Below are 19,708 nucleotides of genomic sequence, written 5' to 3' on the forward strand. Positions count from 1 at the left end.
GGGTCAGCGCAGGGCGACGGCCGGAACGCCCCATCGGGCACCGGCCGCGCCCGGCGCCGGAATCCGCTCCAGAACGCCACCGGCGAAGACGTCATAGAGCGGCAACGTCCTCAGGTGGACGTACCCGATGTGGCAGTCACAGGCGGCGTTCGGACAGGGACGTGGCGCCAGCGCCGGCCGGTACGAGCCGTCGTAGAGGTTGCCCAACGGGGTGTCGACGAAGTGGCACCGCCGCACCGTTCCGTCGCCCCGAACCGAGATGACGCTCTCACCGGCCCGGCACGGCGCCCCGGCGGAGGGGTGCGGCCGGACGCTGTAACCGAAGAGCGGGTCGATCGCGGTCCACTCCGCCTCTTCGGCGGAGCTGTAGGTCCACCCGTCGGCGGCGTTGACCCAGAGGTACACCTCGTCCGGCAGCGCGGCCCGCAGCGCCCTGGCCTCGTCCAGGTGAGCCGGCAGCCCGACCACCCCGACCGAATGGCGTACGCCCAGCTCCACCAGCCGCGCACTGCGGCGCAGGAAGGTCGCCTGATCCACCTGACCGGGGTGGTACGTCGCCCAGAGCGCCACCGCCTCCCGGTCCGCGTCGGCCAACCACTCCAGCCGGCCGGCGAGATTCGTCTGGATCGCCACCCGGGTCACCTGCGGCAGCCGGGAGAGCGTGACCATCGCCTCCCGGTACCAGGAGCGGGTCAGTCCCTCGCCCCACGGGGTGAAGAGCACCGATATCTGGTCGTCGTCGGGATTGCGCACCACCCAGTCGACGAACCGGTGCAGCGCCTCCCGGTCCGCGCGCAGCTGCGCCGGGCTGTCCCGACGCTTGGCGAACGGGCAGTACGGGCAGTCGTAGTTGCAGCTCGCCAACGGCCCACGGTAGAGGATCGAGAGGTTCACCGGAGCGCGTACTCCGCCATCGCGAGACGCACCGGCCCGGAGACCAGCCAGGGGCCGATCGCGTCGGCCCGTTCCAGCCCGGTGTCGGTCAACGCCAGCCGCTCGGTCCCGATGGTCAGCCAGCCCCGCTGCGCCAACTGGTCCAGTTGGGGGAAGTCGTCGGCGACGGCGGTGCCGAACCGGTCGTGGTACGTCCCCGGCGCGAAACCCTCCGCTCGCAGCAGGGACTTCACCAGCCAGCGCCGCCGCTGCTCGACCTGGTCGAGTCGGAAGCCCACCTCGGCCACCTCGAAGTCACTCTCCGGACGGCGCAGGTAGTCGTCGATGATCGCCCGGACCTGCCCGATACCGACCGCGTAGTCGAAGGAGTAGTGCAGGTCGGAGGTGTAGGAGCGGGCGCCGCAGCCGAGCCCGACCATGCCGTCGTCCTGACAGCAGTAGTCGGGCCGGTCACCCCCGACGCCGCCCGGTGCCCCGACGGGCCCGCTCGTGGCGTCCGCGGGTCCGCTCGTGGCGTCGTCCAGGGGCAGGTCGGCCCGGCGGAAGTGACGCAGCGACAGCTGGCGGTAGCCGGCCGCCCGGAGCGTGTCCCGCCCCTGGCGGTACAGGTCGAGCCGCTGCCGGTCCCAGCTCTCGTCCCGGGCCCCCGGTGCGTCGTCGAGCGCGACCGGCGCAGCCCCGGCGGCGCCACCGGCACCGCGCCGGCCGAGCCCGGTGAGTGGACGGACGTAGAGCGGATAGAGAAATACCTCCTCCGGCCGCCAGGCGAGCGTCGCGGTCAGCGACTGCGCCCAGGTCCCGGCAGTCTGGCCCGGAATCCCGTAGATCAGGTCGAGGTTCAGCTCGACTTCGCCGTACGCCCGGATGGTGGCCAACGCCCGCTCGACCTCGGCCCGCCGCTGCGGCCGACCGGCGGCGTGCGCCTCCCGGTCGAGGAAGCTCTGCACCCCCATGCTGATCCGGCTGGTGCCCCGCTCGGCGAGGACCTCGATCCGGTCGGGGGTGGCGGTGGCCGGCGAGGTCTCGACCGCCATCGGTACCGCGCCGAGCCGGGCACCGAAGCCGTCCAGTACGTCGAACATCGCGGTCAGCTCGGTCGCGGTCAGGTACGTGGGGGTGCCGCCGCCGATCGCCACCCGGGCGAAGTCGGCGTCACCGCCGAGCGCGTCCCGTACCCGGCGCGCCTGCCGGGCCAACTGGTCGAGATAGCCGCTCACCTGCTCCGCGGGCGGGTTCGCGCGGGTGAACAGGTTGCAGAACCCGCAGCGCATCTCGCAGAACGGCAGGTGCAGGTAGAGGAAGAGGGCGTCGCGGCGTTCACCGGCCCAGACGTCGGCGAGCGCCGGCCGTGGCCGCAGCGGCCGGTACGCGGTCTTGTGCGGGTACGCGTACAGGTAACCCTGGTACGGGGAGCCGTCCAGATCGGTCGACTCGCTCATTCCCAGTCCCCCGGCTTGCCCCAGTCCCCAGGCTCCAGCACGAACTGCGCGTACGGCACCGTCCACACCACCTCGTGACCGAGCCGGTGTCCACTGTGGCCTTCCTCGCCGTACGCGGTGCCGTGGTCGGCGCAGAGCACCACCAGGCAGGGCCGGTCCCGGGAACTGGCCAGGGCGAAGAGCCGGCCGATGTGGCGGTCGACGTACTCCAGTGCGGCGGCGTGACTGTCCCGGCTGTCCCGGTCCGCGCCGGGCAGGTAGTGCCGGTTCGGCTGGTGCATGGCGGCCACGTTGACAAAGAGGAAGAGCGGCCGTTCGGCGGGGACCGCCGGCACGACGGTGGCGATCCGGTCGAGTTGCGCCTCGAAGCAGCCCGGTGCGGCGACCCCGAACTCGGGTTCCCAGTGCGCCTCGGCGAAGAGCCCGGGCAGGACCGCGCCGAGCGGTGGCTTGCGGTTGAAGAAGCCGACCCCGCCGACGCAGACGGTGTGGTAGCCGGCCGCGGCGAGCGCCGTCACCACGTCCGGGGCGTCGAAGACCCAGGTCTCGTCCGCGGTGCTCTCGCTGCCGGGGAAGGCTGCGGCGAAGAGCCGGGGATGGGGTCCGGGCGTGGTCGGTGTCGGCAGAAAACCGGCGAAGAACGCCTGGTGGGCGGCGTAGGTGAAGCTGGCCGGGCTGTGCCGCCGCTGCCAGCCGTCGGGCAGTGCCCGGGCCAGGTTCGGGGTGCGACCGGTCGCGATCAGCTCGGCGGCCACGTCGTAGCGGAGCGTGTCCAAGGTGACGAACAGCAGGTCGTGGCTGCCGATCAGGTCCTTCATCCGGCCCACCCCCTCCGATCGGCGGCAACCGTCAGCTCCGCCCGCCAGCGGTCGAACCGACCATCGCTCAGCGCGTGCAGTTGCGCGGCGCAGCAGTCCCGCCCCGCGTGGTCGAGCAGGTTGGGCAGCAGGTCGCCGAACGCGTTCACCTCGGCCACCATATGCCGCCGCCAGTCGGTGCCGATCATCAGGTCGACCCCGGCGTGCAGGCTGCCCGGAAAGCAGGCGGCGGCACGTACGCAGGTCCGCAGCGCGGCGTCGTACGCCGCTTCTCCCATCGCCGCACGGACCGCGCCCAGGTCGCCACGGTCGTTGCCCAGGTGCAGATTGGTCAGCGGTCCGCGACTGGACCGGACCACCACGTGCCCCGGCTCGCCGGCCACCACCAGCACCCGCAGGTCGATCGTCCGGCCGCCCAGCCCCGCCTTGGGGAACCACCGCTCGACGTGCAGGCCGTCCGGGGCGAGCCGGTCCACAATCGAGGCCACCTCCCGCTCGTCCCGGTAGCGACGCACCCGCAGCGAGTTGAAGAGGCGGCCGTCGGCGGCCAGCTCGACCGAGGTGGTCGCCTGCACCCGGCCCGGCGCGACCTCCAGGGCCAGCACCCCGGAGGCGGACGAACCGTGCGCCGGCTTGACGAACACCCGCGACCAGCCGGCGGTACGCATCAACGCGCGCAGGTCGCGGTAGTCGGCCGGCGGGGAGGGCAGGGCCGGCGGCACCGGCACCCCGGCACCGGCCAGCCGGGCGTGGCAGGCCCGCTTGTCGAACATGACCGCGATGTCGTCGGGGTCGTTGAGCAGGCTGGCCCCGGCGGCCGTCGCGGCTTCGGTCAACCGGGCCAGGGCGGCCCGCAGGCCGGCGTACCAGGCGGCGGAGCCGATGATCTCGCCGTGCGCGGCCGGGGCGGCGGCTCCGCGCAGCAGTCGGTCGACCTCGGCGTCCTCGCCGGGCGAGTCGACCCGGACGACCGCCCCGGCGGGGAGCCGGACCGGGCCGGTCGCCAGTTCGCGCCAGGGCAACGGGACGACCTGTCCGGGCCAGCCGACCTCGGCGGCGGCCCGGAACGCGTCGACTCGGCGGTTGCCCGGATTGCCGACCACGACCAGCGGTGTGCCGTTGGTCATTCCGCCACGGCCACGAAGTACTCGTCCTCGTTCTCGGCGTCCCCGCCCTCGCTGAGGTCGACCTCGACCCCGGGCAGTTCCTCGACGAGGCGGGCCGCCAGGTCGTCACCGACGAAGTGGTGGTGCAGGTCGAGCCGGCGCAGGTGGGTCAGCGGCTGCCCGGCGAGCAGCGCGGCGGCGCCCTGGTCGCCGAGCATGCCCAGCGAAAGGTCCAGGGTGTGCAAGCGGGCCACCACCGGGGCACCGGCCAGTGCCGCCGCCACCTGGTCGGCGATCTCCGCGTCGCGCAGTCCCAGGTAACCGAGGGCTGGCGACCGGCTGCCGGCCAGGATCGGCGCCAAATCGTCCACCGTGGCGTCTCCGCCGTAGTACTTGGTGCCGAGCCACAGCTCCAGGTGCTCCAGCGCCGGCAGGTCGCACTCGCCGACCCCGCGGACCACCTCGGCGGGGAGCCCGCCGCACTCGAAGGCGAGTTCCCGCAGCGCCGTGTGCCGGACCGGGCGGAGCTTCACCGGGGCCTCGTGTGGCGCGGAGCCGCGCACCCGCAGCACCTCCAGCGCCGGGTACGCCTCCAGCACCGGCGCCAGGTCGTCCTGCCGGATCCAGGAGATCTCGCACTCCTCGCCGACCATGTCGCCGAGGAAGAGGGCCCGCAGTCCGGTCAACCGGTCCGCCGCGGCGCAGAGCTGCTCGTACGGCGGCACGTTGAACGCCGCGTACCCCCAGGAACCGAAGACCAACGCGGTGACCGAGGCCGGGTCGACCGTGTCGAGAAACTGCGCGAACCGCTGCGCGAAGGCGGGCGAGGGCAGCCCTTCCCGCTCCTCGTCGTCATCGTCGAAGGCGTCGATCCGCCAGGCGACCGCACCGGGCTCGGCGGGCGGTGCCAGCTCCGGGTCGAACTCGTGCACCGGCAGGCCGGCGAACTCGGTGAGGTGGCCGGTCATTCGGCCACCGCCACGTACCGGTCGCCGTCCTCATCGGCTTCCTCGGCGTCGGAGAGGTCGACTTCGACCCCGGGCAGCTCTTCGACCAGGCGCGCGGCCAACTCCGCGCTGACGAAGTGGTGGTGCAGGTCGAGCCGGCGCAGGTGGGTCAACGGCTGCCCGGCGAGCAGGGCCGCCGCGCCCTCGTCGCTGAGAATGCCGAGCGACAGGTCCAGGGTGTGCAACCGGGCCACCACCGGGGCGCCGGCCAGTGCCGCCGCGACCTGGTCGGCGATCTCCGCGTCACGCAGCCCCAGGTAACCCAGCTCCGGCAACCGGGTGCCGGCCAGGATCGGCGCCAGGTCCGCCACCCCCGCGTCGCCGAAGTACTCGTCGGTGCCGAGCCAGAGTTCGAGGTGGGTCAGCGCCGGCAGGTCGGACTCGGCCACCCCGCGTACCACCGTCGCGGGCAGGCCACCGGACTCGAAGGCCAGCTCCCGCAGGGCCGGATGCCGGGTCGGGTTGAAGGCCAGGCCGTCCGAGCCGCGCACCCGCAGGGTCTCCAGCTCCGGGTACGCGGCCAGCAGCGGCGTCACGTCCGTCTGCTTGATCCAGGAGATCTCGCACTCCTCGAACGTCATCTCGCCGAGGAAGAGCGCGCGTAGCCCGGTCAGCCGGGGTGCCAACCCGACCAGCAACTCGACCGGGGCCTCCGCGTCGTACGCGGAGCCCCACTGGCCGATGATCAGCGCCTGGACCGCGCCGGGTTCGACCGCGTCGAGGAACTCCTCGACCAGTTGGTTGAAGTCCTTCGTGGAGGTGTCGTATTCGCCGGTCAGCTTCCAGGCCACCGTGCCGGGATCGGGCGGCAGTGCCACGTTCGGCTCGAAGACGACAACCGGTCGGCCGGCGAACTCGGTGACGTGCGTGCTGATGGTCATGTACGCGGTCTCCCGGTCGTGGGGATGCGGGCGGGCGACACCATAGCAAGCCCGACCGACACCGCCTCCCATCCACACCGACCACGCAAGGGTTAGGAAGGGCCCCCTATACAACGGATTCCGATAACAAGGGGCCCTTCCTTACCTCTGGGTTGCGAAGCGGGCGCGGCGGCCGAGGTCGATGAAGCCGAGGCGGCGGTAGAGGGTGCCGGCCGGGTTGTCCACGTTGACGTCGAGCAACGCCTCGGTCGAGCCGGCGGAGCGCATCCGGCGCAGCGCCGCGACCACCAGGGCGGCGCCGAGTCGCCGACCACGGGCCTCCGGTCGTACGCCGACCTGCACGATCCAGCCCTGGCCGGCGGTTACGAAGCCGAGGTCGGCCCCGGTCGGATCGGTGGCCAGCAACGTCCACTCCGGCCGGAAGTCCTCGTCGTCGGTGGTCCACTCCACCCACTGTCGCGCGGACCAGTCGGGGAAGCCGGGGCGTTCCCGGAACGCGGCCTGGTAGACGGCGAAGAAACGCCCGGCCAGGCCAGTCGACCAGGTGCGTACGGTCAGCCCGGCCGGCAGGTCGATCGGGGGCGGCTCGGTGCCGGCCAGGTCGAACCGGAGCACGTCCTCGGCGAAGGTCTGTCCCAGGCCCCGGGCGGCGAACAGGGTCCGCGCCCCGTCGGTGAGTGCCTCGGTCTCCACGGTGACCTGCTCGGCCCCGGTCAGGGCCGGGTCGAGGGCCCAGTCGAGCAGCGCGGCTCCCAGGCCCCGCCCCCGGTGCGCGGGGTCGACCAGGCCGGTGGCGACGGCTGCGCGTACCCCCTGGGTTTCCCGGGGTCGGACCGCGCCGGCGGCGATGAGCGTGCCGGCGGGGTCCACCGCGCCCCGGGCCACGCCACCGTCGGCGGCGAACCGGCGGGCCAGGAAGGACGCGTCGGTGACCAGCGGCAGCCCGCCGTCGACGGCCAGGCAACGGGTCGCCAGGGCGGCGACCGCCGGGAGGTCGTCGCCGGTCAGCGTCCGCCAGGTCGGTGGGATGTCCACAGTCCGTTCGGTGTCCACGATCGGGCATCGTAGGCCGGCGGCATCCGGGCGCCCACCGATTTCCGCCGCCGCCGGGTCGGCAACCACCCGCCGGAGCCGGCGGCCACCCCGACGCCGGACCGGCCGCCAATCGCCGGTGCCGGCTGGACGGGATCGGTACGGTGTCGACAGGACCATGACGTCGGCGGAGGAGAGCCATGCGACTGACCAAGAAGGGGCACTCCTGCATGCGGGTGGAGCAGGACGGCAGCGTTCTGGTGCTCGATCCGGGCGCGTACAGCGACCCGGACGCACTGGTCGGCGCGGACGCGGTACTGATCACCCACGAGCATCCGGACCACTTCGCCGAGGACCGGATCCGGGCCGCCGCGCAGAACGACCCGAAGCTACGCCTGTTCGCCAACCGGGCGGTTGCCGCGAAGCTGGACGGGCTCGGCAACCGGGTCCAGGTGGTCGGCGACGGCGACACCTTCTCCGTCGAGGGGTTCGAGGTCGAGGCGCACGGCGAGTTGCACGCGGTGATCCACCCCGATATCCCTCGGATCACCAACGTCGGCTACCTGATCAACGGCCGGCTCTTCCACCCCGGCGACGCGCTGACCCCGCTCGGGCGCCCGGTCGACACCCTGTTGCTGCCCGCGCACGCGCCGTGGTCGAAGACGGCCGAGCTGATCGAGTACGTCCGCGAGGTACGGCCGGAGCGGGTCATCCCGATGCACGACGCCGGGCTGAGCAAGATCGGCCGGGACATGGTGCGCACCCTGGTCGGCGGGGGCGGGCCGCCGACGCCGGCGTCGTTCCAGGCGGTGGGCGACGGCGAGACCGTCGAGGTCTGAGCCAGGGCACGCCCGGCGATCACTGCACCCCGGTCGCGTCCATCCCGCGCAGTTCCTTCTTCATCTCGGCGACCTCGTCGCGGATCCGCGCGGCGAGCTCGAACTGGAGTTCCCGGGCGGCGGCGAGCATCTGGTCGTTGAGTTCCTGGATGAGCTGGGCCATCTCGGCCCGGGCCATGCCGGCGCGGACCGGACCGCTGCTGCTGCCCTTGCCGGCCCGGCTACGGGTTTCCGGCACCGGGGCCTTGCCCCGCGACATCTGGCGTACGGCACCACCGACGCGAGTGCTCTCGGTGTCCTCGGCCTCCCGGTAGATGTCGTCCAGGATGTCGTGGATCTTCTTCCGGAGCGGCTCGGGGGTGATCCCGTTCGCCTCGTTGTGCGCGACCTGCTTGGCCCGTCGCCGGTTGGTCTCGTCGATCGCGTTCGCCATCGACGGGGTGATCTTGTCCGCGTACATGTGCACCTGGCCGGAGACGTTACGGGCGGCCCGGCCGATGGTCTGGATGAGCGACCGGCCGCTGCGCAGGAAGCCCTCCTTGTCCGCGTCGAGGATGGCGACCAGGGAGACCTCGGGCAGGTCCAGACCCTCGCGCAGCAGGTTGATGCCGACCAGCACGTCGTAATCGCCCTTGCGCAGCTCACGCAGGAGTTCGACCCGGCGCAGCGTGTCGACCTCCGAGTGCAGGTAACGGACCCGGATCCCGTGCTCCAGCAGGTAGTCGGAGAGGTCCTCGGCCATCTTCTTGGTCAGGGTGGTGACCAGCACCCGCTCGTCCCGCTCGGTACGCAGCTTGATCTCGTGCATCAGGTCGTCGATCTGGCCCTTGGTGGGCTTGACGATCACCTCGGGGTCGACCAGCCCGGTCGGGCGGATCACCTGCTCGACGAACTCCCCCTGGGCCTGCTCCATCTCCCAGTTGCCCGGAGTGGCGGAGAGGAAGACCATCTGGCCGACCCGCTCCAGGAACTCGTCGAACCGCAGCGGCCGGTTGTCGGCGGCGCTGGGCAACCGGAACCCGTGGTCGATCAGCATCCGCTTACGGGAGGCGTCGCCCTCGAACATGCCGCCGATCTGCGGGATGGTCACGTGCGACTCGTCCACCACGGTGAGGAAGTCGTCCGGGAAATAGTCGAGCAGGCAGTGCGGCGGGCTGCCCGGTTGGCGGCCGTCGATGTGCATGGAGTAGTTCTCGATGCCGGAGCAGAAACCGACCTGGCGCATCATCTCGATGTCGTAGGTGGTGCGCATCCGCAGCCGCTGGGCCTCGAGCAGCTTGCCCTGCCGCTCGAACTCGGCCAGACGCTCGGTCAGCTCCTCCTCGATGCCCCGGATCGCCCGCTCCATCCGCTCCGGCCCGGCCGCGTAGTGGGTGGCGGGGAAGATCAGCAGGTGGTCGACCTCACGGACCACCTCACCGGTGAGCGGGTGCAGGTAGTAGAGCTTCTCCACCTCGTCACCGAAGAACTCGACCCGCAGGGCCAGCTCCTCGTACGCCGGGATGATCTCCAGCGTGTCGCCCCGGACCCGGAAGGTGCCCCGGTTGAAGGCCATGTCGTTGCGGCTGTACTGGATGTCGACCAGCCGGCGCAGCAGCTTGTCCCGCTCGACCTCCTGGCCGACCTTGATCCGCACCGCGCGGTCCAGGTATTCGTCCGGGGTGCCGAGCCCGTAGATCGCCGAGACGGTCGCGACCACGATCACGTCCCGGCGGGTGAGCAGGGACATGGTGGCCGAGTGCCGCAGCCGCTCCACCTCCTCGTTGATCGAGGAGTCCTTCTCGATGTAGGTGTCGGTCTGCGGGATGTACGCCTCAGGCTGGTAGTAGTCGTAGTACGAGACGAAGTATTCGACCGCGTTGTGCGGCATCAGCTCGCTGAACTCCTTGGCGAGCTGGGCGCAGAGCGTCTTGTTCGGCGCCACGACCAGGGTGGGACGCTGCAACCGCTCGACCAGCCAGGCGGTGGTGGCGCTCTTACCGGTGCCGGTGGCGCCGAGCAGCACTGAATGGCGGTCACCTCGACGCACCCGGCGCTCAAGATCGTTGATCGCCGTCGGCTGGTCACCGGAGGGCTGGAACTCACTGACGACCTCAAAACGGCCGTCCAGTCGTGGGATGTCGAGCGCCATGCCAACAACGGTACGCCGCAGGTATGACAGCCCTGGTAGGCAACGGTGGGTACACGATCGGCTTCGATATACGCATTGTGTGGTGGAGATCACCGCGCTACCGTTTCAAGGTAGGCCGCTCGCGGCGGCCGACCAGGTAGGCGACCGGGCCTCCACACCGGCCGGTCGCACCTGGCGCAGTGGTTGCAGCCCCGGCCCTCGTCGGCGTGCGCACCCGACGCGGTCGCGCCAACGCGCAGACCGGCCGCCGCGAGCGCCCCCACGCCCCGGGGAACCCCGCTCCGGGCCGGCCGGCGTCGAGCCCACTTACCCGACGTTCCCCCAGGTCACGTCACTTTGCCCCGGATTCGACGTTCAACCACGCGTGAGCACCTCGTTGCCCCCCACCGGGCGTCGACGACCCGGCGCCGGCCACCCACCATCCCGCAGGCGCCCACAACCGCCCACCGAGGGCTGGCGAGCCGCCCCGGCCACCACCCGGCGCGCCCGGCTGGCTGCGCTGGCCGTACTCGGCTGTCTCGCGCTCAGCTCCGGCGCCGGACTCGCCGCCGGGCTGGTCTCCTGCACCCCGGCCGCCCCGACCGACCCGGCCCGCGCGCTCACCGCCGCCGAGGCACACCGGCTGGCCAGCATGCGGATCGTCAACTACCGGCACGGCCGGGCCGGGGTACGCGCCACCCTCGGCGGGCCGGGCACCCAGATCCAGCTCACCGGCACCGTCGACTGGCCCCGGGCACTGGCCTACCTCCGGGTCGGCGGACCCGGAGCGGGCAGCCAGCGGGGGCTGCTCCAGGCCGTACCCGGACTGGTGGTGACCCGGCCCGACGTCGCGTCCGGCGCACCAGGAGAGCCAGCCGGCGAGCCACCGGCCAGCGGCGCGGACCAGGCCGGCGAACGGCCGGAGCCACCGCCCGAGGTGCCACCGACGGACGGCTGGCGGGCCCGCCGGCTGGTCACCAGCGGACCGGTACCGGCGGCCGTCGACTCGTTCCTCGCACTGCTCTTCGCCGTCGCCGCCGACCGGCCGGACCCGGCCGAACCGTTGCTCGCCGGTGACGGAGCCCGTTGGCTCGGGCGGGATCACGCCGGCGGGGTCGACGTCGACGTGCTGCTCGGTCCGGCCGTGCCGGTCGCGACCGGCCACCACGAACCCGTGCCCGGGGCGACCGGCCACCACGAACCCGGGTCCGGGCCCGGCCCGTCCGACACGGCCGAACCGGCCCCGGCCGTGCCGGACGGACTGGCCGGCGGGGCCGTACGGTACTGGCTCGACGACGACGGACAACTGCACCGGTTCGAGGCGCTGCTCGCCGGCGACGTACCGGTGCAGGTCGACGTCGACCGGGCCGCACTGCCCGAGTTGAACGGCGTCGCGGCGCTCGGCGGCCCACCGGTCGAACCCCGGGCGGTCACCGCCGACGAGGCGGACCTGCTCGCCCGGGTCCGGTCGGCCAACCGGGCACCCGGCGGGGCGGAGATCGGTCTCGCGGTGCCGACCCAACCGGTGTCCGAACTGCCGGCCGCCAACCTGCGCGCCGCGGGCTGGGTCGACTGGTCGCGCGGCGTCGCCTACCTCGGGGTACACGAGCTGGACCGGCCGGGTGAACGGACCCTGCTGCGGGCCGACCGCACCGGCGTGGCGGTACGCGACGTCCCGGCCGCACCGGCCCCGAGCCCCTCGGCGGGCACTCCCGGCACCGGTCCCCGCACCCGGCCGGCCGGTGCGGTACCGCCCCCGCTGCCACCGCCCCGGGACCGGGAGTGGAGCTACCTCAGCTGGCAGCGGCGGGCCGACGCGCTCGGCGCTCCCGACCTGGATCTGCTGCTGAACGAGGCGCTGGCGATCGGCGGCGCCGGTCTCGGATCGGCCGCACGGCTGCGCGAGTCGGCGAACTGGCTGCGCCAGGAGAGCCTCGACGGGCGCCCGGTGGCGGTCTTCGAGGTGCCCAAGGAGGCCGAGGTGTCGGTCGGGCGTGGGCAGGCCCGGATGCGTTACTGGGTGGACGGCGACGGGCTCCTGCGCCGGCTGGAGCTGCGTACGCGGATCGGCGCCTTCGCCCAGCTCGACCTGGCGCCGGGCCGGGTGCCGGAACTGCCCGCCGTACCGGTCGACTGAGCGCCCCCGGCCCCGACCCGGGCGAGGGCGCGTGCCGACCCGGGCGCGGGGCGGCAGCGGTCAGGGGCGCCAGTCGGTGGTGGCGGCCCAGCGTTCGGCCCGGAGGTGCTCGGCGTCGAACCAGGGATCCTTGGCGGCGGCGTAACTGGTGGTGTCCGGTCCACCGGCGACCAGCCCACGCTTGAGCGCCAGATAGCCGGCGCGTTGTTCCTCGTCCGCGCGGAGGTGGTCGCGCATCAGCAACGCGTAACGCCAGCCGGGCGAACCGACCACCCGCAGGTGCAGGTTGACCGGCCGGGCCGGGTCCGCGCCACCGTGCAGGCGCTTCTCCCACCGGGCGCCGTCGGCCGGATACCGGGGCTCGTCCCACCAGTCCCCGGCCCGTCGGGGAAAGCCGGCGGCGGCGAGGGGAGCCGCGAGCATGTCGGCCTGCTCCAGCGAGTCGACGGTGAGCTGGAGGTCGATCAGGTCCTGGGCGGCCAGGCCCGGTATCGCGGTGGAACCGATGTGGTCGATCCGGAGGTCGGTCGGACGCAGCGCGTGCCGGATCCGGGCGGCGAGCCGGGCGTACTGGGCCTCCCAGTGCGGATCGGCTTCGGCGAGCGCCACCGGCCCGCCCTGGACCGGCACGCCGTCGCGCAGGTTGCGCTCGTAGGGGACCAGCCGGTCCCGCCAGAGCGTCTCGACGGCCAGGTGCAGGTCGGCCAGGTCACCGTCGTTGGTCAGCACCACATCGGCGGCGGCCCGCCGCTGCTCGTCCCCGGTCTGCGCCCGGATCCGCCGCTCGGCTTCCTCGGCGGTCATCCCCCGGCTTCGGATCAGCCGGTCGATCCGGGTGGCGCGGTCCGCGCTCACCACGACCACCAGGTGGTACGTCGGCGCGAGTCCCACCTCGACCAGGAGCGGTACGTCGTTGACGACGATCGCGTCGGCCGGCGCGGCGGCGGCGAGTGCCGCGGTGCGGGACCGGACCCGGGGGTGGGTGATCTGTTCCAGCCGCCGTCGAGCCGACTCGTCGGCGAAGACGAGCCCGCCCAGCGCCGGCCGGTCGAGTGCGCCGTCGGCGCCGAGCACCCCGTCGCCGAAGGTCGCGACGATCTCGGCCAGCCCGTCGGTCCCGGGTGCGACCACCTCCCGGGCGATCCGGTCGGCGTCGATGATCACGGCACCGAGCTGGGCGAGCCGGCTCGCCACTGCGCTCTTGCCCGAGCCGATCCCGCCGGTGAGTCCGATCATCAGCACCGGCTCAGTCAACCCCGTCCGGTCGAGCTGGGGCAAGTTACCGCGATTTGATCTTCAGCCGTCCGGGCGCGTCGCTCGTGGCCCGGTGAGCGCGGTACGAACAACGGTGGCCCCGTCCCCCCGTCAGGGAGGGCGGGGCCACCGCGATCGCGCTAACCGCGGTTACCTACCCGCGGGTTGGTGCCTGGTGCTCACTTGCCGCCGGCGAGCTTCTCCCGCAGCGCGGCGAGCGCCTCGTCGGTGGCGAGGGTGCCTGCCGGCTCCTCCGCCTGACGGGCCGGCGCCGGGGTGGACGAGGAGGTCGCCCCGCCACCGGTGGTGCTGACCGGAGCCGGGTTGGCAGCGGCCTCGGCGTCGGCGGCGCGGGAGGTCTGCACCTGCTTGGTGTGGGCCTCCCAGCGGGTCCGAGCCTCGGCGTACTGCGTCTCCCAGGTCTCGCGCTGCTTGTCGAAGCCCTCGAGCCACTCCCCGGTCTCCGGGTCGAAGCCCTCCGGGTAGATGTAGTTGCCCTCGTTGTCGTACGTCGCGGCCATGCCGTAGAGGGTCGGGTCGAAGTGCTCCTCGCCCTCGACGAAGCCCTCGTTGGCCTGCTTGAGCGAGAGCGAGATCCGCCGCCGCTCGAGGTCGATGTCGATGACCTTGACCATGACGTCCGAGCCGACCTGGACGACCTGCTCCGGGATCTCCACGTGGCGCTCGGCCAGCTCGGAGATGTGCACGAGACCCTCGATGCCGTCGTCCACCCGGACGAACGCACCGAACGGCACCAGCTTGGTGACCTTACCCGGGACGATCTGCTGGATCGCGTGGGTACGGGCGAACTGACGCCACGGGTCCTCCTGGGTCGCCTTCAGCGACAGGGAGACCCGCTCGCGGTCGAGGTCGACGTCCAGGACCTCGACCTCGACCTCCTGGCCGACCTCGACAACCTCGGAGGGGTGGTCGATGTGCTTCCAGGAGAGCTCGGAGACGTGAACCAGACCGTCGACGCCGCCGAGGTCGACGAACGCACCGAAGTTGACGATCGAGGAGACGACGCCCTTGCGGACCTGTCCCTTCTGCAACTTGTTGAGGAACTCGGTGCGAACCTCGGACTGGGTCTGCTCGAGCCAGGCACGGCGGGACAGGACCACGTTGTTGCGGTTCTTGTCCAGCTCGATGATCTTGGCTTCGAGCTCCCGGCCCACATACGGCTGCAGGTCCCGCACCCGACGCATCTCCACCAGCGACGCGGGCAGGAAGCCCCGCAGGCCGATGTCGAGGATGAGGCCACCCTTGACCACCTCGATGACGGAACCGCGCACGACGCCGTCCTCGTCCTTGATCTTCTCGATCGTGCCCCAGGCGCGCTCGTACTGCGCCCGCTTCTTCGAGAGGATCAGTCGCCCCTCCTTGTCCTCCTTCTGGAGAACCAGGGCTTCGATGTGGTCGCCTACGGAGACCACCTCAGCGGGGTCCACGTCGTGCTTGATCGACAACTCGCGCGAGGGGATGACGCCCTCGGTCTTGTAGCCGATGTCGAGCAGGACCTCGTCCCGATCGACCTTGACGACGGTGCCTTCGACAATGTCGCCGTCGTTGAAGTACTTGATGGTCTCGTCGATCGCGGCGAGGAAAGCTTCCTCAGAGCCGAGATCGTCGTGGGTGACCCGGTTGGCGCTCGAGGGGGCCTCGATGCTGCTCGTCATGTGGGCGGTTGCTCCGGTCGGATGGGTGTCACAGCAGGCGTTTGTGTCGCAGTGACCTGTTTGCGCCAGCGGATCCGTCGCCGTACACACCTAACGATCATGCGTGAGACCGTGGGATATGCCCGTCGACCGCGGACCTGCTCCCTGCCGAGGCACACGATCCGCGAGCGCATCGAACAGCTTACCGTGCGCATTACCACAGCATGCAAGCCCTCCTGCCACCTGTTGCGACACGCCGTCCAAGACGCGGGAACTCGCCCTGTCGACAGCGCGACACGCGGGCGACGAGGCCGCCCGCGACGTGCGCGTACCCGGGCTCTAGCGTGGCCGGGGTGACTGACGACGAGGCCGAGGGTGTGACCCGGCGCACGGTGGGCGACGCGGAGACCCGGCGAGCGAGCCGGCGGTGGTGGGACCGGGACGCCGACGACTACCAGGACGAGCACGGTGCGTTCCTCGGCGACGTCGACTTCGTCTGGTGTCCGGAACGGCTGCGCGAGGCCGACGCCCGGCTCCTCGGCGACCCGGCCGGTCAGCGGGTGCTGGAGCTGGGCTGCGGCGCCGCCTCGGCCGCCCGCTGGCTCGCCACCCAGCAGGCCCGGCCGGTCGCCCTGGACCTCTCCGCGGGCATGTTGCGGCACGCCGCGCGCGCCGCCGAGACCACCGGGGTACGCGTACCGCTGGTCCAGGCGGACGCCCTTGCCCTCCCCTTCGCCGACGGCGCCTTCGACATCGTCTGTACGGCCTTCGGCGCGGTGCCGTTCGTGGCCGACTCGGCGGCGGTGATGCGGGAGGTCTACCGGGTGCTGCGGCCGGGCGGCCTCTGGGCGTTCTCGGTCACCCACCCGATGCGCTGGATCTTCCTTGACGACCCCGGCGAGGGTGGCCTGAAGGCGGTGCACTCGTACTTCGACCGGCGCCCGTACGTGGAGCAGGACGCGGACGGGGTGCCGACCTACGTCGAGCAGCACCGGACCCTCGGCGACCGGATCCGCGAGCTGGTCGGGGCCGGGTTCCGGCTACGCGATCTGGTGGAACCCGAGTGGCCGGAGGGGCACGAGCAACTCTGGGGCCAGTGGAGCCCGTTGCGGGGCCGGATCTTCCCCGGTACCGCGATCTTCATCTCCGACAAACCGCTCGTCGAGGGCGAATAGCCGACGCTCACCCGTGCGCGGACCGGGCCGGTGGGTGCCGCCGGCCGGCCCGGTTTTCCGATGGGGACGCGGGGTAGACGGGTTCATGCACAAGGACGAGAAGCTGCACAAGGGCGACCGGGTGAGCTGGCGCAGTCACGGCGGAACCGCGTACGGCACCGTCCAGGAGGAGATAACGCGGCGGACGACCGCCGCCAGACGGACGGTCGACGCGTCCAAGGACGAACCGCAGTACCGGGTACGGACGGACTCCGGCGCGGAGGCCGTACACAAGCCGGAGGCGTTACGTCGTGCCCCGCGGTGACGACCGGGCCGACATCTACCGCGCCTTCACCGACGCGGTGAACATGAAGCCGGGCGAGCTGCGGAGCTGGCTGGAGACCGACGACTCCAAGACGGTCGGGCAGCACTCCGGCGGCGGTGAGTCGGTCGGACACGAGTCGGGACGGCGGATCATCGACCTGCTGCGCCGCAAACGGGCGGAGTTGACCGACCGGGACTACGCGCACATGCGCAAGGTCGTCGGTTACGTGCACCGGCACATGGCGCAGCGCCCCCGGGGTGACGTCAGCCACACCCGGTGGCGCTACTCGCTGATGAACTGGGGGCACGATCCGGTCAAGGGATCGTGACCGCCGATCAGTGGTCGGCGGTGTTCCAGTCCTGACCCGCGCCCACCGAGACCTCCAGCGGTACGGAGAGCGGCTGGGCGTTGCCCATCTCCCGCCGGACCAGTTCCTCGAGCTGCTCCCGCTCACCGGGATGCACCTCGAAGACCAGCTCGTCGTGCACCTGGAGCAGCATCCGGGACCGCAACCCGGACGCCCGCAACGCCGCCTCCACGTGCAGCATCGCCACCTTGATCATGTCGGCGGCGGAGCCCTGGATCGGAGCGTTGAGGGCCATCCGCTCGGCCATCTCCCGCCGCTGCCGGTTGTCGCTGACCAGATCGGGCAGGTAGCGGCGCCGGCCGAGCATGGTTTCGGTGTAGCCGTCCCGTACCGCCCGGCGCACCACCTCCTGGAGGTAGTCGCGCACACCGCCGAACCGGGTGAAGTACTCGTCCATCAGGCCACGGGCCTCGTCCGGGGCGATGTTGAGCTGCTGGGCCAGACCGAACGCGCTCAACCCGTACGCCAGGCCGTAGTTCATTGCCTTGATCTTGCGCCGCTGGTCGGCGGAGACCTCGGCGACCGGCACGTGGAAGACGAACGAGGCGGTGGTGGCGTGGAAGTCCTCGCCCGAGTTGAACGCCTCGATCAGCGCCTGGTCGTTGGAGAGGTGCGCCATGATCCGCATCTCGATCTGGCTGTAGTCGGCGGTGAGCAGGGTGTCGTAGCCGGTGCCCACCACGAAGGCGCGCCGGATCCGCCGCCCCTCCTCGGTCCGGATCGGAATGTTCTGCAGGTTCGGGTCGGTCGACGAGAGCCGCCCGGTCGCCGCCACCGTCTGGTTGTACGTGGTGTGGATCCGGCCGTCGTCGGAGATCGACTTGAGTAGTCCGTCAACGGTCGACTTGAGCCGGGCCACGTCCCGGTGGCGCAGCAGGTGCGCCAGCACCGGGTGGGGGTTCTGCGCGTAGAGCCACTGCAACGCGTCCGCGTCGGTGGTGTACCCGGTCTTGATCTTCTTGGTCTTGGGCAGGCCCAGCTCGGTGAAGAGGATCTCCTGCAACTGCTTGGGCGAGCCGAGGTTGAACTCCCGACCCACCACCTCGTACGCCGCCTGCGCGGCCGCCTTCACCTCGCCCGCGAAGTGCGCCTCCAACTCGGAGAGGTAGTCGGTGTCGGCGGCGATGCCCACCCGCTCCATCTCGGCGAGCACCCGGACCAGCGGCAGTTCCACGTCGGCCAGGAGCCGGGCGGAGAGTTCCCCGTCGCGGGCGAGTTCCGCGTCGATCGCGTCAGCCAGGTCGAGCGTGGCGCGGGCCCGCAGCATCAGGTTCTGCTCGACCTGACTGTCGTCGTCGCCCAGCCCCTCGAAGGTGAGCTGGCCGGTCTCCGGCTGGTCGACCCGCAGCTCCCGGTGCAGGTAGCGCAGGGCGAGGTCGCCCAGATCGTAGGAGCGCTGGTCCGGCCGGGCCAGGTACGCCGCCAGCGCGGTGTCCCGGCCGACTCCACGCAACTGCCAGCCGTGCGCGGCGAACGCCAGCAGCGCCGGCTTGCTGTCGTGCAGCACCTTCGGCCGCGCCTCGTCGGCCAGCCACTCGCCCACCGCCGCCTCGTCCGCCGGGTCGAGGGTGGTGGGGTCGAACCAGCCGCCGGCGCCGTCGGCGGTCGCGACCGCGATCCCGGTCAGGGTGCCGGTGCCGCGCCCGAAGGTGCCGGCGACGGCGACCCCGGCCGGGGTGCCGGCCGGGGTGTGCTCGGCCAGCCAGGCCGCGACCGCGCCGGTGCCGAGCACCTCGGTCGCCATCTCGAAGCCCGCCTCCGCCTCCGGCTGCACCGCCTCGAGGTACTGGTAGAGCCGGTCCCGCAGGACCCGGAACTGGAGCGTGTCGAAGACCTGGTGGACCGCCTCGCGGTCCCAGCCCGCCCAGCGCGCGTCGGCCGTGCCCAGCGACAGCTCCAGGTCGTCGACCAGCCGGTTGAGCTCGAAGTTGCGGATCACGTCGGCGAGCCGCTCCCGCAGGCTCTCCCCGGCCTTGCCCTTGATCTCGTCGGCGCGGGCGATCACACCTTCCACCCCGCCGAACTGGTTGATCCACTTGGCCGCGGTCTTCGGACCGACCCCCGGTACGCCGGGCAGGTTGTCACTGCTCTCCCCGACCAGCGCCGCCAGGTCGCGGTACTGCTCCGGACCGACGCCGTAGCGCTCGGTGACCGCCGCCGGGTCCATCCGGGCCAGGTCGGAGACGCCCTTGCGGGGGTAGAGGACGGTGACCGTGTCGCCGATCAACTGGAAGGCGTCCCGGTCGCCGGTGCAGATCAGCACGTCCATGCCGCTCTCCCGGCCCTGCCGGGCGAGGGTGGCGATCACGTCGTCGGCCTCGTAGCCCTCCTTCTCCACCACCGGCACCCGGAGCGCGGCAAGCACCTCCTTGACCAGGCTCACCTGGCCGTGGAAGTCGGTCGGGGTCTCGGCCCGGCCGGCCTTGTACTCGGCGTAGCGCTCGGTGCGGAACGAGCGGCGGGAGATGTCGAAGGCGACGATCAGGTGGGTCGGCCGCTCGTCCCGGAGGACGTTGATCAACATCGAGGTGAAGCCGTACACCGCGTTTGTCGGCTGGCCGGTCGTGGTGGAGAAGTTCTCCACCGGCAGGGCGAAGAAGGCCCGGTAGGCCAGCGAATGGCCATCCAACAACAGGAGGCGGGGTGCGTCGGTCACCCTGCCGACTCTAGTCGGGGCCACCGACATCCCG

At 71.9% G+C, this 19,708-nt stretch carries 16 protein-coding genes; 5 read left to right on the plus strand and 11 right to left on the minus strand.

Features of this window, described 5'->3' with window-relative positions:
• Nucleotides 1–3: 3 nt before the first annotated feature.
• The 7 genes from BDK92_RS06555 to BDK92_RS06585 form a co-directional block, all read right to left on the minus strand.
• Nucleotides 4–894 carry an STM4011 family radical SAM protein gene (locus BDK92_RS06555; protein WP_121155539.1) on the minus strand — a complete coding sequence of 297 codons (891 nt, stop codon included), beginning with the start codon at nt 892–894 and terminating at the stop codon, nt 4–6.
• A complete protein-coding gene (locus BDK92_RS06560; protein WP_121155541.1) occupies nt 891–2,333 on the minus strand; it encodes an STM4012 family radical SAM protein in 1,443 nt (480 codons plus the stop codon). The genes BDK92_RS06555 and BDK92_RS06560 overlap by 4 nt, the downstream gene beginning before the upstream one ends.
• On the minus strand, nt 2,330–3,151 hold the full coding sequence (locus tag BDK92_RS06565) for an STM4013/SEN3800 family hydrolase (protein WP_121161735.1): 822 nt from the start codon (nt 3,149–3,151) through the stop codon (nt 2,330–2,332). Before BDK92_RS06565 ends, BDK92_RS06560 begins: the two co-directional genes overlap by 4 nt.
• Nucleotides 3,148–4,278 (minus strand): STM4014 family protein, encoded by a 1,131-nt coding sequence (locus BDK92_RS06570; RefSeq protein ID WP_121155543.1) that lies wholly within the window; start codon nt 4,276–4,278, stop codon nt 3,148–3,150. The genes BDK92_RS06565 and BDK92_RS06570 overlap by 4 nt, the downstream gene beginning before the upstream one ends.
• On the minus strand, nt 4,275–5,225 hold the full coding sequence (locus tag BDK92_RS06575; protein WP_121155545.1) for an STM4015 family protein: 951 nt from the start codon (nt 5,223–5,225) through the stop codon (nt 4,275–4,277). Before BDK92_RS06575 ends, BDK92_RS06570 begins: the two co-directional genes overlap by 4 nt.
• A complete protein-coding gene (locus BDK92_RS06580; RefSeq protein WP_121155547.1) occupies nt 5,222–6,145 on the minus strand; it encodes an STM4015 family protein in 924 nt (307 codons plus the stop codon). The genes BDK92_RS06575 and BDK92_RS06580 overlap by 4 nt, the downstream gene beginning before the upstream one ends.
• A gap of 141 nt (nt 6,146–6,286) precedes the next feature.
• A complete protein-coding gene (locus BDK92_RS06585) occupies nt 6,287–7,198 on the minus strand; it encodes a GNAT family N-acetyltransferase (protein WP_246016859.1) in 912 nt (303 codons plus the stop codon).
• Nucleotides 7,199–7,377: 179 nt separating this feature from the next.
• Here BDK92_RS06585 and BDK92_RS06590 point away from each other — a divergent pair, with 179 nt between their 5' ends.
• Nucleotides 7,378–8,016: an MBL fold metallo-hydrolase gene (locus BDK92_RS06590; protein WP_121155551.1), complete on the plus strand. Its 639-nt coding sequence runs from the start codon at nt 7,378–7,380 to the stop codon at nt 8,014–8,016.
• Between the two features lie 19 nt (nt 8,017–8,035).
• Here the strand turns inward: BDK92_RS06590 and uvrB are convergent, their stop codons facing one another.
• Nucleotides 8,036–10,147 carry an excinuclease ABC subunit UvrB gene (gene uvrB / locus BDK92_RS06595; protein WP_121155553.1) on the minus strand — a complete coding sequence of 704 codons (2,112 nt, stop codon included), beginning with the start codon at nt 10,145–10,147 and terminating at the stop codon, nt 8,036–8,038.
• Nucleotides 10,148–10,511: 364 nt separating this feature from the next.
• Here uvrB and BDK92_RS06600 point away from each other — a divergent pair, with 364 nt between their 5' ends.
• The gene (locus BDK92_RS06600; RefSeq protein WP_121155555.1) at nt 10,512–12,263 is read left to right on the plus strand and encodes a hypothetical protein; all 1,752 of its coding nucleotides are present in this window, start codon (nt 10,512–10,514) and stop codon (nt 12,261–12,263) included.
• Between the two features lie 60 nt (nt 12,264–12,323).
• Here BDK92_RS06600 and coaE read toward each other — a convergent pair whose 3' ends face one another.
• The gene (coaE, locus tag BDK92_RS06605) at nt 12,324–13,505 is read right to left on the minus strand and encodes a dephospho-CoA kinase (RefSeq protein ID WP_121155557.1); all 1,182 of its coding nucleotides are present in this window, start codon (nt 13,503–13,505) and stop codon (nt 12,324–12,326) included.
• Between the two features lie 191 nt (nt 13,506–13,696).
• A complete protein-coding gene (gene rpsA / locus BDK92_RS06610) occupies nt 13,697–15,193 on the minus strand; it encodes a 30S ribosomal protein S1 (RefSeq protein ID WP_121155559.1) in 1,497 nt (498 codons plus the stop codon).
• Between the two features lie 332 nt (nt 15,194–15,525).
• Between rpsA and BDK92_RS06615 the strand changes: the two genes are divergently transcribed.
• From BDK92_RS06615 to BDK92_RS06625, 3 genes are all read left to right on the plus strand, one after another.
• The gene (locus BDK92_RS06615; protein ID WP_246016860.1) at nt 15,526–16,347 is read left to right on the plus strand and encodes a class I SAM-dependent methyltransferase; all 822 of its coding nucleotides are present in this window, start codon (nt 15,526–15,528) and stop codon (nt 16,345–16,347) included.
• An 85-nt stretch (nt 16,348–16,432) separates the two neighbouring features.
• Nucleotides 16,433–16,651 carry a hypervirulence associated TUDOR domain-containing protein gene (locus BDK92_RS06620; protein ID WP_121155563.1) on the plus strand — a complete coding sequence of 73 codons (219 nt, stop codon included), beginning with the start codon at nt 16,433–16,435 and terminating at the stop codon, nt 16,649–16,651.
• Nucleotides 16,638–16,979, plus strand: a complete 342-nt coding sequence (locus tag BDK92_RS06625) for a DUF3140 domain-containing protein (protein ID WP_121155565.1) — start codon at nt 16,638–16,640, stop codon at nt 16,977–16,979. Before BDK92_RS06620 ends, BDK92_RS06625 begins: the two co-directional genes overlap by 14 nt.
• A 7-nt stretch (nt 16,980–16,986) precedes the next feature.
• Here BDK92_RS06625 and polA read toward each other — a convergent pair whose 3' ends face one another.
• Complete coding sequence (gene polA, locus BDK92_RS06630; RefSeq protein ID WP_121161737.1) at nt 16,987–19,704, minus strand: DNA polymerase I; 2,718 nt, start codon at nt 19,702–19,704, stop codon at nt 16,987–16,989.
• Between the last annotated feature and the right edge of the window lie 4 nt (nt 19,705–19,708).

This window comes from Micromonospora pisi (assembly GCF_003633685.1).
GTDB classification, from domain to species: domain Bacteria; phylum Actinomycetota; class Actinomycetes; order Mycobacteriales; family Micromonosporaceae; genus Micromonospora_G; species Micromonospora_G pisi.